A 14929-nucleotide genomic window follows, 5' to 3' on the forward strand; every position below is an offset into this window, starting at 1 on the left:
GGATCCTTGCGATTTAATGGATGAGAGGTGCAAGCCGAAAGATGATGGGGAAAGAAACCGTCGGCAGCAATCAGGCGAATTTCGGAAATGAGATTGATCAGGTGGAACGACAGCATTTGGTCGGACGCGAGAAGGAAATCGCCTTTTTTCTTGACCGGCTGCTAACCCCCGGCACCAAAGGCTCCATCCTCAATTTGTACGGCACAGGTGGCGTTGGAAAAAGTTACTTGCTTGATGAATTCCGGAGATTATCAACACATCATCATGCTCAATTTCTACTTCTTGACAGCCGGGATTTTTCCCGAAACTCGCATGATTTCTGTATTCACCTCCTCAGGATGCTCCGTTACCCGCTTCCGAAACCGAATTCGCTTCATGACCCTGCCCAAGTATTAGATCTTTGTCTGGAAGTTATTACGGAACAGACACATAAAAGCAAACTGGTGTTGTCTTTTGATACGTTTGAGGAAATGGGAGAGATGGAGTATTGGCTCCGTGAAATATTTCTTCCCCGACTGCCCCAAGACACGTTTATCATCATTTCGGGCCGCTACCCGCTGCAGGGATCTTGGGCCTCATCACCGGCTTGGCGGCAGCTGATTATGCGTCTTCCTATCGTTGATCTGGATTATCTTTCTGTGCGCACCTATTTGGAGAGAATTGGAATTAAACAGGAAGAAACAATTTTTCGCATATGGAACAAGACGAGGGGGCACCCGTTAACCTTATCGTTGTTGGTTTCCACGACGCTCGCCCATCAATTCCAAGGCGTTACGGAATTAGACAGCGCCGATGTTTTCGCTTACGTGGTCCATATATGGTTGAAGGAAGTTCCTGACGAACAACTTCGGGAATTGGTGGAACTGGCTGCAGTGCTGCGTCATTTCAATCAAGAATTGCTTGCTTATGTGATGGAAAGGCCGATCCCAACGGAGCATTTCCTGAAGCTGGTCGGGTTATCGTTTGTCCGGAGGGTTGACCGCGGTTGGCTTCTTCATGATCTTATGCGGGACGCTATTTGTTTGGAACTGCGTCACCGCATGCCCGATTATTATGACCGTCTTCGCAAGCGCTGCATTTTATACTTTTACGAGAAGATCAGGGATTCGTCCAGGAACAATTCGGTCAGCTGGGAAAGCGAAGAATGGATTTATTACGCCGGAGATCAATGGATACGCGGATTTTTCTATCAGAAGTCGGCTTCGTATTATTGGGAGCCGCTGAATGCGGCCAATTGGGCGGAGGCCGAGCAATATATCCGCAATCGGCGATTGCAAGCCAAAGATACGGTCATCCATTACAGCTGCCCGGATTCGAATGAAAGTTACAAATATGTCATTACGGCGGAAGAAAACCTCTATACATTGAAGTTTATCGACTTGCACGAGCTGCACGAATTGGATCCCTTTATCGTAAAACTTATTCGCGATTCGGAAGGAACCGTTCTGGGATTGTCGGCAATCATTCCGATCAATGCGCACACGCTGGAATATTTGCGGACGAAACCATTGTCTTCCGCTTATTTTTCAAGCCTTCCGGAAGCCCGGCTTAAGGAATTCCGAGTAGCGAAGGATACCAAAGCCGGATATTTTGTAAAAACCATCGATATAGCCGATTTCAGTAATTTGATGATGCGGGAAGCGGCGGGCATTACGTTTATCAATCATATGCTGTCGCGTGGTGTATGTATTGCGGCACCTCCGGCTAATCCCATGTTCGAGCACATTCATCTTCGGCTTGGTTGCGAGCAGACAACCGTACATCGCGATTATGACGGAATCACGCCGACGCCGATGTACATGATCGACACAAGTGGGGGCAAGCTGCATCGTTTTCTGAATAAGATGATTGCTTCTTTGTCTCTGCCGCAGGAAGAAGCTCAGGAACATGACGATTTGCTTGTTTTGTCCGGCCGTGAGAAGGAAGTGGTCGAGCTGCTTGTAAAAGGGCATTCAAATTTGGAAATTGCGGCAACCCTCTACGTGAGCGAAACGACCGTCAAAAAGCATGTCAGCAACATTTTCCGAAAGCTGGATGTGAAAAGCAGAGCCCAATTGATCAATCGATATATGAGCAAAATAAACAGCCAAGGATGAAGCGAAGAGGGGCGCGTAGATGCGTGCTCCTCTTTTTTGCGTCTCCGTACCACGTACCGAATCCCTTGATTACTACTTAAATACTACTTCCGTGTAATAGCTGCTCCCTTATTCCGTAAAAACCAGTCGGTCGGAGAGCTTCGCAAATCGCTGGAGCTTTTTCAAAAATTAAACTTTTTTCCAAAAATCGGCGGCACGATTGCCGTTTTATCCGGCTTGCTGCTCGTATGGCTGGACGGCTGGGAGTTCGTTTCCTTCTGGATATTGGCGTCCTTGCTGTTGTATATTGCAATTCAGGTTATTGCCGTAGGCATAATGGGACCGGTCATGGGCCGGCTTTCCAAAGAACTTGACGGGTTTGTGCTGACACCTGAAGACGAGATTCCCAGGGAACCGGGTTCTCTTCTGGCCAAAGCGAACCGGTTGTATTACAGCGCATCCGTGCTTGGCGTTGTGCTGTTCGCATTAATGATCTTGAAGCCGTAAATCTTGGCTTGGCGTGGTTAAGACACTTAACGTAGCTACAACGTCTGCTGTTGAAGCAGATAATGGTAAATGCCTTTTTGCTCAAGCAGCTGCTCATGGGTGCCGCTTTCGACAACGGCGCCTTGATCCAATACGACGATCAAGTCCGCGTTGCGGATGGTGCTAAGCCGGTGGGCGATAATGAGCGTTGTCCTGCCATGCAGCATTTCACTCATATTCTGCTGGATGATCCGCTCCGACTCCGTATCCAGCGCACTTGTCGCTTCATCGAATACGAGAATCCGCGGATTGTTGACGAGCGCGCGTGCGATGACGATCCGTTGACGCTGGCCGCCGGACAACCGGATGCCGCCTTCGCCAATGATTGTATCGTAACCAAGCGGCAAAGCTTCGATGAACTCGTGGGCACCGGCAAGCCGGGCGGCCTGCTCAATCTCTCCGCTGGTGACGTTTTCGCCGCTTAAGGCAATATTTTCACGCACGGTGCCCCGGAATAACACGGTTTCCTGCTGTACGATGCCGACCTGCTTGCGGATGGAGGTGGCATGTACCTCGCGAAGCGGGTAACCGTCGACAAAGATGGTTCCGCCCGACGGTTCCAGAAGCTTGAGCAGCAGATGGGCGATCGTCGATTTCCCCGAACCGCTCCGCCCTATAAGCGCAACCGTTTGACCCGGTTTAAGCTCCAGATCGAGATTTTGCAAAATCATTTTGCCACCGCGGTAGTATTGAAACGATACTTTCTCAAAGCGGATATGGCCTTGAATCGCCGGAAGCATTCGCATCTTGTCGGGATGAGGGTGTTCCGGAGTCGATTCATATACATCGTTCAGCCGTTCCATGGAAATGCGCGCCTCCGAGAGTTCGCCGATCCGCTGCGAAATCATTTGCAGGGCGAACATAAAAGAGGTGAACAACACCGTATACGCAACAAGCTCACCGACACTCAGCTGACCTTCCAGAACATATCTGGAGCCAAAATAAAGCAAAGCCACATTGCTTAAGGAGCGCACTATGGCTGCGCCGGCATTGGAGATTGTTTCCAATCGATTGCCCTCCAGCCGCAATGCAAGCAAACGACTCAGTTTGTGCAGCAGCTTGCTGCGGACAACCCGTTCCATGGATACCCCTTTGACGGTAGCGATCGCATGTACAGCTTCCACAATCTGTGTCTGGGATTCGCCTTCGGCGATAAGCTGCTTGCGGAGATTGCGGCGCATTTTTGGCAAAACATAACTATAGAGGCCGGCATACAGCGGCAAGAAGGCAAACGAGATGAACGCCAGAACGGGATGGTAATAGGCCATCAGCCCTCCATACACGAACAAGGTCAACACATCAAGCAGCAGTTCAATGGCATGATCGGTCATCAATCTTCGCAGCTTCTCGTTTTCGTATACTCGTGTCAAAATATCCCCGGACGTTCGTTTCGTAAAATAGGAATAGGGGAGACGGAATAAATAACGGTAGAAGCTATCCAGCATCGAGTGATCGATGGCGTAGGCAAGTCGCCCGATCAGTGTCTGGCGAATCACGATACTCACGGTATTGAAGAGGGCGAGTGCAAGCAGAGTAACAACAATAATATGAAGCAGCGGCCAATTTGCGACATCCAATACACGGTCGAAAATTTGCTGGGTCATCACGGGAAACAGCAGGGAAACAAGTTCGATGGCTATGGATAACCCCAGGGCCGACGTAAGCAGCTTCTTAGAAGGTTGAACATAGTGGAGATAACGTTTCCACAACATTTCCTTATCGTCCAATGAAACCAACTGGTCTGTCGGCTGCATCGTGATGACAAAGCCGGTCCAATGTTTGGTAAATGCATCAAACGACATGGTGTCGATGTAACCCAGAGCAGGGTCGGCTACAACGAGGTCGTGCTCGCGCACTTCATACACAATAATGTAATGGTTGCCGTTCCAATGCGCGATGAAAGGAGCCGTCAGCTCTTTCAGAAGGCTGCCCGCGGTTTTCAGACCTTTGGCGGTAAAACCGAGCGATTCGAGGGTTTCGATAAGTCCCAGCATCGAGGTTCCCTCTGCTCCAACGTTGCAACGGTCGCGCATCCGGTTCACACTGGCGTTCATGCCGTAATAACGGACGATCATGGTGAGGCAGGTGGGGCCGCAATCCATTTCGCTTTGCTGCATGAGCACAGGAAATTTGCTTCGCCATTTCCAGGTTTTCCACGGTTTATCGAGGAGCTTGGCGGGAGGTTCCGCATCATCGTTCGCAGGAGTTCCGTTCGGGTCAGCAGCCTCGCGATCCGTTTCTTCGGGGGCTTCAACCATGATCATCGCCTTAGCCGTATAGTGGGCGGAAATACGGCGGATCGATTCCAGGATAACCGGGTATTGTTGAATCAGCTCATCAAAATCCGTCTTCGCCAGGCGGAATGCCGTTACCGTCTCGGCGGCCCGAATTGTCGCTTTGCGTGGTTCTCCCGTCAACAAAGCCAACTCCCCAAAAAAATCTCCGGGGTACAGCCGGTTGACGATCGCAGCCTCCGGTCCTTTCTCCACAAAGGCTGAGCCGGATTTCAAGATGTAGAAGGCGTCGCCGAGATCTCCTTCACGGACAAGGCTGGAGTCGGGATCGTAAGTGAATAGCTCAAGCCGGTCGAGCAGAGAGCGGAGCGCAGCATGGTCGACATGTGTCAGTACGGTGTTGTTTTTCAAAAACGTGCGGATCACATCGGAGGAAATAAACTGCCTGAAGTAGTTAGCGATGGCCGGGTACTGGTCAATCATCTCCTGAAATTGGCGGCGGCTGAGCCGCAGCACGTCCAGTGAAGTGGAAGCGCGGATGGTGACTGGAGGGCCGGACTCCCCGCCCAGCAAACTGTGTTCGCCGAAATGCTCCCCTGGCTGCAGCAAGCCCAGGTTCGTTTCTTTGCCTGCGGTGTTAGTGCCGATTTTTCTGGCTTTGCCGGTGATGATGATATAGAAGTAGTCCGACGGACTCGCAGGGTCGACGATGGTTTGCCCCATCGCATAAGTTTCCGGTTGAAACTGCTCGGCGAGCAGTTGCTTCTCTTCATTAGTAAACACGTCAAAAAGCGAAATTTGATGCAAATAATGCACGTGGTTTCCGTTCACAAGCTCATCCCTCACCTAATCTCCATACCTCTTCCTGAATGTTAAGCGTACGCTGATAATCTTCCAACTTGTATTGAAAAATCTGCTGCCGAATGTCAACTGCGATTTCTTCGCTTAGTTCCGCCGGGTACAATGCTTCTACTAAGACAAGGTTGTATTTGCGTCTTTGCTCGAATGGGCCCAATAACGATCCTTTGGTTGCGTTAAAAACGGCCGCCGCCATTTCGGGGCTCAAATCGGCTCGCCCGATTAAGCCGGCATACCCTCCGGACTTTGCGGTTTCCGCATCCGACGAATATTCACGTGCCAACGCGTGAAAATCGGAGCCTTCCTCCACCCGGAATAGCAGCTCTTGAGCTATACCGTATTCGTCCGTTGCAATCGTTGAAATTTCGGCACGGTCATACTGGTGTGCACATTCGAGAAAATACCGCTTCACTTCATCATCGCTTACAAGGTGTTGGGCGATAGACTCCTTAAGCACTTGCGGTCTGAATAGAGACGCGAGGTCTTCCAACTCCATGCCGTGGTTTGTGAGCCATTGGCTGGCCTGAGCGGAAGTAAGTAAGCCGTTTGCCCGGCGAAAACGGGTCACTGCCGTTTGCAGAGCGGCGGTGTCGGCGGTAAGCCCAAGCGATTCGGCCCAACATTCGATCGTCAAATCATCCTTGCAGCGGCTGATCGCCGCCAATGAGGCGTCTATGCGCAGTCGTTGCAGCAGTTGTTTCAAGGTTAATGTTTTATGATTAATACGGAGTGCAATGAGGGGGGCATTATCCAATATTTCACTCCTCACATTCGTTAGCTCATGGATATATCTTAGCACGCAAAACCAATATTTAGCGATTCATTTATTTTTCGTGACTTAAACAAAACTTAAACTTCATTCGTTATAATGATGCCATCACAAAAGGGAGGTTTTGGTCATGTCTGAAAATAATGAACAGCAGAAAAACGAAGTCAGTTCCGTTGAACTGACGGACTTGTCGGAGGAATTGTCCGAGCAGCAGTTGAAGGAAGTCCAAGGCGGAGATTTACAGACAAGCTCCAAGCCGATTGTTGTAAAAAAGGTTATCCGCCCGTAACCGGATGCAATGTAAGAAGCTCCAAGCTTAATCGCTTGGAGCTTTTTGCGCTATCAAGTTTGTCTGTTTTTATTTCTCTCCGCCGAATTTGTAGCCAAAGCCGCGGATGGTCAATATATATTTCGGGTTAGCCGGGTCTTTCTCGATTTTTTTGCGGAGATGATGAATATGGACCATCACCGTCCGCTCATCGCTGTCTCCGTTTAAGCTCCAGATTCTTTCGTAAAGCTGGGTTACGTTAAACACCTGCTGGGGATGTTCCAGAAGATGAAGCAGCAGCTGCAGCTCTTTGGCCGCTAAGGTGACAGATTTACCGTCCACAAATACATCCAGCCGTTTCTTATGAATGGTTAGCCATCCATCATTCCACACGTAGGCGCTGCTGTCTCCGGTATTCGCGCTAAAAGCCCGATGCTGCCTGAGCCTTGCGTGTACGCGCGCAACAAGCACCTCCGGCTCGAACGGCTTGGTTACATAGTCGTCGCCGCCGATGTTAAGCCCGGCCACGATATCCTGCGACGATTTTTTGCTTGTGATAAAAATAATCGGGATATCCGAGTAATTGCGTATGGATTGCACCAGCTTCATGCCGTCCAAGCCGGGCAGCATGATGTCCGAAATTAGCAAATCGTAATCCGAACGTCGAAACATGCCAAGTCCATCCTCCGCATTGTTGGCAATGTCAACGCGAAATCCTTCTTTCCGCAAATAAATGGCGACAATCTCGCAGATGTCGGCATCGTCTTCAATCAGCAGAATGGTCGTTTCCATGTGCTCCTCCTTCATTTATCGGGTCCGTGTCGGCTGTGAAATTCCCAAGCTGTGCAGGGAGCGTAAGAAAGAAATCGCTGCCCGCGCCCATCGTACTAGTCACACTGATTTCGCCTTGATGCCGTGCCATGATTTCTGTGCATATTGCAAGCCCCAGACCGCTTCCTGTCTTCGTCGTTTCTGTGCTGGGAATCCGATAATGGCGGTTGAAGATGTGAGGCAGCTCGGATTCGGGAATGCCTGCTCCGGAGTCGGTCACATGGATGACAACATGCCCTGTATCCGAATGGTCGTTGGGGCGGAATTCAGCCCAAATCTTGATCGTTCCTTCAGCGGGAGTGTATTTTACAGCATTGGAAATCAAGTTGGCAAATACCCGCTCAAACCGGAACCGGTCCAGCGTAACCCGAAGCTCCTTGGAAGGAGGCAGCACCCACTGCGGTTCTTCCCATAACAATGCGATCTTTTGTGACTCTGCTTCTTCGGCGTATCTGTAACTTAATTGGCGTAAGAAAGGCAACAGCGGCACTTGAGTAAACTGAAATTGGATTTCTCCCGTTTTCAATTGGCTTAACTCGATGACATTGTCGATCAGTTTTTCCAACATCAGACTGCGTTCGTAGATGCGGCCGGCGTAACGGGGGGCGTCCTCTTTGGCAATGACAGCCGTCTTCATCGCTTTGGAAAAACCTTTGATCGCCGTAATCGGCGTCGACAAGTCATGATACACTTCCGCCAGCAATGTGCTGCGAACAAGTTCGATCCGGCTTAATTCCTCGTTGCCTTGCTTCAACCTCACATTTAATTCTTGCAGGGAAGAGGTGCGCTGCCTAATGGTCTCTTCTTGTGATTCAATGACTTTGCTCAGTTGGATCGAGAGCATTTCCGATTGGGCGATAGCCCTTGTAAACAGCAGCGATAAATTCAACAGCTGAGTCAGCAGAAAAAACAACAGTCCAAACGAAACGAGCCCCCCGAACGATACGATGCCGGTATAGTACAATATCTCATGGACAACCGTGGCGAAAAAGACGAGAAAGCCAAGCATGTTCGTTCGTGATCCCGATCTTAGGCGAAGCGCAGCGCGAATGTAGATGTACATGACATAAAGAAAAGCAGGAAGCAGCAGCACGAGAATGTAGGGTACCATGTACAAGGTATACACCTTGGCAGGCGTTGCCAGCACAAAGGCTCCGAACATGCCCAAAGCGCAAACGAATAGGGGGAACAAACGCGGAATCACTTCCTGCGGATACTGTTTATTCACAAATGCCGCTAAACTGAGAATCGTGACAATCTCCGAAAGGTACTCCAGCTTGACTCCCCATTCCCAGGATAACCCCGGGAACAGCACATATACAAACGATTCTCCCAGCAGCGAAGAGCGTGTGCAGATGGCGAGGCAAATAAGTCCGAACCATAACGCGGCTTGCTCCTGCTTGCGGAAGATATACAGAAATAACGAAAACACCGTCATGAGCAGCAAACAACCTGTCAAAAAAGTCCAGACCATCACGCGGTTTCTGTGCAGTGAAGCAATCTCCTCTGCATCGCCCAAGTCGATGCCTTCCCAAATGCCCCCGGTGCGCTGAGAAAAGTTTGAAACCTGGATCACCATTTCGTTATCCCCCGAACGAGGCTGAAAGAAAAATACTTTCGGATAATTCCTCGGAACCATACTTTTCTTATCGGTGCCAACGGTCCCGTTGCCCTGCTTGAGTTCTCCATTAATCCAGAAGCGGTAAGCGGTGGCTACATTATTAAAGTACAAACCAAGCGGCTGCCCGGCCACCTCACTGGATAGGGTGAATTTCATCCGGTACGTCGCGTAACCTTCATTGGATAATGCTTGCCCGTTCATCGTATACGACTTCCATTGTGCCGGAATGGAAACGGTAAGCGCATCTGCATGTGAGCCTGCCGCGAAGTCGCCCGGAGTAAGCAGTTGGTTCCAATACAACTCCCAAGGCCCGTTCAAGGAGACGATTCCGTCTTCCCGCGGCTGCCATTGCCGCAAGTCCCGCTGATCCGCCTGTGTATTTAGTTCAAGTCCCGTTGCCCATACCGATGGCGGCATACTGCACCACACCATCAGACCGATCAGCAAGCAAGCAGCAAACTTTTTCATCTTCCCACTCCCCAGACATGGTGCATTTGAAGCATCATGCGTCGCCTCGCCGGCTTGGCCGATTGCCTCATAAGAAAAAAGAGGCTGCTATGGTGTATTATCGGAAAATACCGGGACGATTTCAAGGGGAATTTATGATTCTTTAGACCTACAATAAAATCGGCTTGGAGAGGCCGCGGCGAGCTTTTTTTATGAGGAAATTCACGCGAGGAACCCGGAGGAATAGCTATATAAATTGCATAGTGCGGAAATAAAGGATCCATACTAAGTGGTAAAAAGGAGGAAAATGACCTCCGATGAGAATTTGCAGCTCAGAATGAATTGGCTCGAGAAGAAAATCATTGGTGAAAATATTTTTCAAAATATTATTTTTGGTGAAATTAATTTACGAAATTTAAATTTTATGATACTGTTAATTGTGCCAAGCCATTATAAACATATAGGAGGGGAATTCATTGAGATTAGAAAAATTCCGTGGAATCATACCGGCTTTTTATGCATGTTATGACGATCAAGGGGACATCTCAGAAGCCCGAACCAACGCATTATGTGATTATTTGTATGAAAAAAAGGTCAATGGGGTCTATGTCGGCGGCAGCTCCGGCGAGTGTATTTACCAGAACCTAGAAGAACGTAAATCGGTACTCAGTTATGTAGCGAATCGTTTGAAAGGCAAAATGACGTTGATCGCCCATGTAGGGGCGCCTTCTACAAGAGACAGCATTGAATTGGCGAAACATGCGGCAGCTTTGGGATACGATGCTTTATCTGCCATTCCGCCCATTTATTTCAAACTGCCTGACAGCTCGGTTTATAAATATTGGAGCGAGATTATCGAGGCAACTCCGCTGGACTTTATTATATATAACATTCCCCAGACAACAGGATACACATTGACGCCGTCGTTGTTCGAGAAGATGCTTGCCAACAAAAAGGTTATCGGCGTGAAAAATTCTTCGATGCCCACGATGGATATCGAACGGTTCAAAAAAGTCGGCGGCGACGATGTTGTAGTTTTTAATGGTCCTGACGAACAGTTCGTCGCGGGACGGATCATGGGCGCGGATGGCGGAATCGGCGGCACGTATGCAGCGATGCCGGAGTTGTTCCTGCAGGCGGACGAATTCCTTCTGCAAGGCAAGTTTGAGGATGCGAAACTCATTCAAAGCCAAATCAACGACATCATTATCGCGTTATGTTCGCAGAACGGGTCCATGTATGCCGTAATCAAAGAGGTTCTGCAGCGTAGAGGCGTCAACGTTGGCGGGGTAAGAGCGCCGCTCGAAGGAATTAGTGAAGAGGATAAGGGACGAATTGACGGCATTGTTCAAATGATCGATAAGGCGATTCAACGGTTTTGCAAATGAAGCAAGCGCTCACCAAGACCATTGTATGTTTTGGGGATTCCAACACATGGGGTTACAACGCGGAAACAGGTTCGAGATTTGATGAGAAGACAAGATGGACGGGCCTTCTCGCCTCTGATCTCGGCAGCTCGTACCGTGTGATAGAAGAAGGCCTCAGTGGTAGAACCAGCGTTTGTGAGGACCCGTTATTCGAAGGATTGTCAGGGATATCTTATATTCATCCATGTCTGATGTCGCATTCGCCGTTGGATTTGGTGGTGATCATGCTCGGAACAAACGATACGAAGGATCGTTTCGGCCTGACTTCTTTTAATATAGCTCAAGGTATTGTGAGGCTCGCGAGGAAAGCCAAGGCGACGGAAGCGGGAATCGGCGGCCAGCCACCCGAAGTTCTAGTTATTGCTCCGCCTCCGATTGGAGAGAAGTACATCGATACGGCCGTAGGCAAACCGATGGGAACACAGTGCAGCGTAAAATCGTTGGAGCTGGCGGATCATTTGGCGCAGCTGCTTCAAGGGACAGGCATTCATTTTGCGGACTCCAAAGAGCATGTCGCCATGAATGAGGTTGACTACATGCATTTGGATACCGAAGGGCATCTTATAATGGCGAAGTTTATACGGGATCGGGTTGCAAATATATTAAAGGGGTAGGTTCATATGATGAAAAAGCGTTTTCCTATTGCTGTTATCGCTATGACGATATTGGCTTCCATTGTTTCGGGCTGCACAAGCGGAAATAATGAAGCGAAAAATACAACTGGTGCCGAACAAGGAACTCCGGGGAAAAAAGTAGAACTCAAGGTTTGGCTTACACCGCAATGGAAAGGTGTCATGGATGCGACGGAGCCAGGCGCTGATTATGACAGCTTCATGAAAGCGGCGGCGGATAAATTCGCAAAGCAATACAAGAAATATGACGCAAAGATTAAAGTGGAGGTTATTGCCGGAGACCAGCGCGACCAGCTTCTTAACGTGAATCTGAGCAGCGGAACAGCGCCGGATGTTTTCTTTGAAAGCGTTTTTGCCATGGGGGATTATGTTCATCGCGGAGCTTTGGCACCGTTAACCGATATTGTTGATGACGCAGCCAAAGCGGACATTCCGAAAAGCTACTGGGATGCGGTGACTTTCGGCAAAGATATTTATTTCTACCCGTTCCAGCATAATCCGGGAACTTTGGTATATAACGCGGATATGCTTAAAGCAGCCGGCCTGGAGAAATACCTCGGCGGAGAAAATGAGATTAAAACATGGACATTAGCGGAATACGAGCAAATTTTGAAAGGCCTTAAAGATAATTTGCCTAAAGACAAGTATTCCAATGCATACCCGATGGCTATGTTTGCGGTGAATAATCAAGGGGATACATGGAACCTTGCGTATTTGAGAATGTTCGGCAACAAATTTTTCGACGATCAAGGGAACATTGTTCTGAATGACGAGAAGGGTGCTAAAGCTGCAGCCTGGTTGAAAAAAGTCAAGGATGCCGGTTACACGAATCCAGGACCTGAATCCGTATCTTCCAACGATGCAAACGGCATGTTCCGCAATCAGCAGCTGGCGATCAGCTTTATTAATCCGGTCTTGTTCAACAATATGAAAGCGGATATGGCTAGTGGCAAAAGCGCAAAATTTGACGTGCGTCTAGCCAACATTCCGTCCGAGAGCGGCGATCCGTTGTCCTTCACTTATGTAGTCGGAGCCAGCGTATTCCAAAACAAAGACCAAACAAAAGTGGAAGTAGCCAAAGATTTCGTTAAGTTCATGTCCACTGATCCGGAATTGGTCAAATCGTCCAAGAATGGTATCCCGGTAAGAAGCTCTGTTGTTAAAGAACTGAAAGACGTTAACCCGCTTTTCGCAGCATATGAAGCCAATTCCAAATATTTGTTTAACTTCAGCGGCAACGTTCCAGGCTACAGCCAATTAAGGGAAGTTCTTTATCCGGAGCTTCAAGCCCTGTTCACACAAGCTAAGACACCGGAGCAGGTCGTTAACGATTATCAAACTAAAGGCAATAAGGTCATTCAGACCAATAGAGAAAGCTCGGTCATTAGCCAAAAGAAATAACACAATAACCAATACACGATTAACGGCCTTGGGATCAGTTGATCCTGAGGCTGCTAATTAGAAAGGTAATCCGATATGAGAATACGTAATCAATCTATCAAAGATAGTATCACCGGTTATTTGTTTATTTCTCCGCAGATACTGATATTTTTAATTTTCTTGGTATATCCGATTATTGAAGGCATCAGGCTTAGCTTGTATCGGATCAATTATCAAACCGAAAAGTTTGTTGGACTGGACAACTACGTTACACTTTTTACCGATCCCGTATTTTTTAAGGCGCTCATTAACACGGTAGTGTTTGTCGTTTTTATTGTCATCCTTACGGTTGGATTTTCATTGTTTGTTGCTGCAGCTGTATTTGACAAGAATGCCAAGTACGTTTCATTTATTAGAGCCAGCTATTATATACCCGTTATGGTATCCATGGTTGTCATGAGTATGGTGTGGAGTTTCTTGCTGAATCCTGCCAATGGGCTTATTTCATACTTTTCACAGGAAATGGGTTTCGGTACGGTTAATTTATTGGGGAAAACAACCACGGTTATGCCGGTTATTATATTCGTAACGTTTGTGACCAATGTTGGACAAGCGATCATCCTTTATATTGCCGCAATGCTTGGCGTATCCAAAGATTTGTTTGAAGCGGCGGAAGTAGACGGGGCCAGCAGATGGCATGTGATTACCAAAATACTGATTCCTTCGGTCCAATCAACTACGATTTATATTACGATCATTAATATTATCGCCGTTCTGAAGATTTTTGTCGTAATCCAGCTCTTAACGGGCGGAGGACCCAACAATGCATCTGTAACGCTGATGTACTACCTCTATAATAATGCCTTTAAATATAATCAGCTCGGTGTTGCTTCAGCTGTAGGGGTTATTATGTTCATCATTACGATGCTGCTGTCGGTGCCTCAGTTAAGAAGCTTAATCAAGGAGAAGTGAGGGGGGATTCACCATGTCGAAGTCCAAAAACAAGAAGAAGCTGGAGCGATTTGATGTCATATCCAATGTGATTATATTCCTCCTCGCTATTATAAACTTATTCCCGTTGTATTGGTTATTTACAAGTTCGCTAAAGAACAGTTCGGATGTTGTGAAGATGCCGCCGGACTGGTGGCCGACTACCATTACGTTCTCCAACTATGCCGATGTTTTTCAAAGCCAACCGGCATTGCGCTGGGCTTTTAATAGTGTGTACGTTTCCGGGGTCACGACGATTGTGGTCATCATCGTAGGAGCGATGGCCGCTTACGCGTTCTCAAAAATCAATTTCAAAGGCAGCACGGTGATCTTTATCATTTTTGTTTCGAGTTTGATGATTCCTAAAGAAATTATGATCGTACCTTTATTCCGCATCATCCAGCAATTTGGCATGGTCAACACGTACAGCGGCATGATCTGGCCGAACGCCGCCACCGCTTTTGGCGTGTTTTTGCTGAAAGGTTTCTTTGACGCAACTCCGAATGCCTTAAGAGAAGCGGCCAGAATCGATGGGGCAGGGGAATGGAAAACATTCACCCGAATTATGCTGCCTATTGTGAAACCGGGTATCGGCGCATTATTTATTCTGAACTTCGTGCAAGTTTGGAACGATTACTTGTGGCAATCCGTCGTAGGACAAGAGAAAAATATGAAGACGTTGATGGTAGGTACCGCAACCTTAATGCAGGACCTCAATCCGAATTTTGCATATAAAATGGCCGGAGCTACGGTAGCTGCCATTCCGATGCTGTTGATTTTCTTAGTATTCCAACGGTATTTTACCCAAGGAATGACGGCTGGAGCCGTCAAAGAGTAAAAATAAGAGGCTT

Annotated in this window: 12 protein-coding genes; 8 read left to right on the forward strand and 4 right to left on the reverse strand. The window is 48.2% G+C overall.

The features are described 5' to 3' along the window. Positions 1-20: 20 nt before the first annotated feature. Together EYB31_RS40865 and EYB31_RS06935 are read left to right on the forward strand one after the other, a co-directional pair. Positions 21-2096, forward strand: coding sequence for a helix-turn-helix transcriptional regulator (locus EYB31_RS40865; protein ID WP_240762162.1), 2076 nt, complete (start codon positions 21-23; stop codon positions 2094-2096). Positions 2097-2192: 96 nt separating this feature from the next. Continuing rightward, positions 2193-2582, forward strand: a complete 390-nt coding sequence (locus tag EYB31_RS06935; protein ID WP_131012566.1) for a DUF2269 family protein — start codon at positions 2193-2195, stop codon at positions 2580-2582. Positions 2583-2617: 35 nt separating this feature from the next. Here EYB31_RS06935 and EYB31_RS06940 read toward each other — a convergent pair whose 3' ends face one another. Beyond that, positions 2618-5686 carry a peptidase domain-containing ABC transporter gene (locus EYB31_RS06940; protein WP_131012567.1) on the reverse strand — a complete coding sequence of 1023 codons (3069 nt, stop codon included), beginning with the start codon at positions 5684-5686 and terminating at the stop codon, positions 2618-2620. 4 nt (positions 5687-5690) lie between these two features. Next, on the reverse strand, positions 5691-6416 hold the full coding sequence (locus EYB31_RS06945) for a peptidylprolyl isomerase (protein ID WP_131012568.1): 726 nt from the start codon (positions 6414-6416) through the stop codon (positions 5691-5693). 196 nt (positions 6417-6612) lie between these two features. On the opposite strand from EYB31_RS06945, the gene EYB31_RS40100 reads away from it, so the two are divergent. Further along, positions 6613-6771 (forward strand): hypothetical protein, encoded by a 159-nt coding sequence (locus EYB31_RS40100; RefSeq protein ID WP_165452276.1) that lies wholly within the window; start codon positions 6613-6615, stop codon positions 6769-6771. Positions 6772-6840: 69 nt separating this feature from the next. Here the strand turns inward: EYB31_RS40100 and EYB31_RS06950 are convergent, their stop codons facing one another. After that, a complete protein-coding gene (locus tag EYB31_RS06950; protein ID WP_240762165.1) occupies positions 6841-7542 on the reverse strand; it encodes a response regulator transcription factor in 702 nt (233 codons plus the stop codon). Next, positions 7517-9670, reverse strand: coding sequence for a sensor histidine kinase (locus EYB31_RS06955; protein ID WP_131012570.1), 2154 nt, complete (start codon positions 9668-9670; stop codon positions 7517-7519). The genes EYB31_RS06950 and EYB31_RS06955 overlap by 26 nt, the downstream gene beginning before the upstream one ends. Positions 9671-10125: 455 nt before the next feature. Between EYB31_RS06955 and EYB31_RS06960 the strand changes: the two genes are divergently transcribed. From EYB31_RS06960 to EYB31_RS06980, 5 genes are all read left to right on the forward strand, one after another. After that, positions 10126-11037 (forward strand): dihydrodipicolinate synthase family protein, encoded by a 912-nt coding sequence (locus EYB31_RS06960; RefSeq protein ID WP_131012571.1) that lies wholly within the window; start codon positions 10126-10128, stop codon positions 11035-11037. Then, positions 11034-11690 (forward strand): GDSL-type esterase/lipase family protein, encoded by a 657-nt coding sequence (locus EYB31_RS06965; protein WP_131012572.1) that lies wholly within the window; start codon positions 11034-11036, stop codon positions 11688-11690. Before EYB31_RS06960 ends, EYB31_RS06965 begins: the two co-directional genes overlap by 4 nt. 6 nt (positions 11691-11696) lie before the next feature. Next, complete coding sequence (locus EYB31_RS06970; protein WP_131012573.1) at positions 11697-13109, forward strand: ABC transporter substrate-binding protein; 1413 nt, start codon at positions 11697-11699, stop codon at positions 13107-13109. A gap of 75 nt (positions 13110-13184) precedes the next feature. Then, the gene (locus EYB31_RS06975; protein WP_131012574.1) at positions 13185-14060 is read left to right on the forward strand and encodes a carbohydrate ABC transporter permease; all 876 of its coding nucleotides are present in this window, start codon (positions 13185-13187) and stop codon (positions 14058-14060) included. A gap of 13 nt (positions 14061-14073) precedes the next feature. Further along, positions 14074-14916, forward strand: a complete 843-nt coding sequence (locus EYB31_RS06980; RefSeq protein ID WP_131012575.1) for a carbohydrate ABC transporter permease — start codon at positions 14074-14076, stop codon at positions 14914-14916. The last annotated feature ends 13 nt before the right edge of the window (positions 14917-14929 follow it).

The sequence above is a fragment of the Paenibacillus thalictri genome (genome assembly GCF_004307995.1).
Classification (GTDB): domain Bacteria; phylum Bacillota; class Bacilli; order Paenibacillales; family NBRC-103111; genus Paenibacillus_AF; species Paenibacillus_AF thalictri.

Excerpts from the sequence above, each read along its gene's own strand:
- EYB31_RS40865 (WP_240762162.1), top strand. The coding sequence starts at position 21 with ATGAGAGGTGCAAGCCGAAAGATGATGGGGAAAGAAACCGTCGGCAGC.
- EYB31_RS40100 (WP_165452276.1), top strand. The coding sequence starts at position 6,613 with ATGTCTGAAAATAATGAACAGCAGAAAAACGAAGTCAGTTCCGTTGAA.
- EYB31_RS06950 (WP_240762165.1), bottom strand. The coding sequence starts at position 7,542 with ATGGAAACGACCATTCTGCTGATTGAAGACGATGCCGACATCTGCGAG.
- EYB31_RS06955 (WP_131012570.1), bottom strand. The coding sequence starts at position 9,670 with ATGAAAAAGTTTGCTGCTTGCTTGCTGATCGGTCTGATGGTGTGGTGC.
- EYB31_RS06965 (WP_131012572.1), top strand. The coding sequence starts at position 11,034 with ATGAAGCAAGCGCTCACCAAGACCATTGTATGTTTTGGGGATTCCAAC.
- EYB31_RS06970 (WP_131012573.1), top strand. The coding sequence starts at position 11,697 with ATGATGAAAAAGCGTTTTCCTATTGCTGTTATCGCTATGACGATATTG.
- EYB31_RS06975 (WP_131012574.1), top strand. The coding sequence starts at position 13,185 with ATGAGAATACGTAATCAATCTATCAAAGATAGTATCACCGGTTATTTG.
- EYB31_RS06980 (WP_131012575.1), top strand. The coding sequence starts at position 14,074 with ATGTCGAAGTCCAAAAACAAGAAGAAGCTGGAGCGATTTGATGTCATA.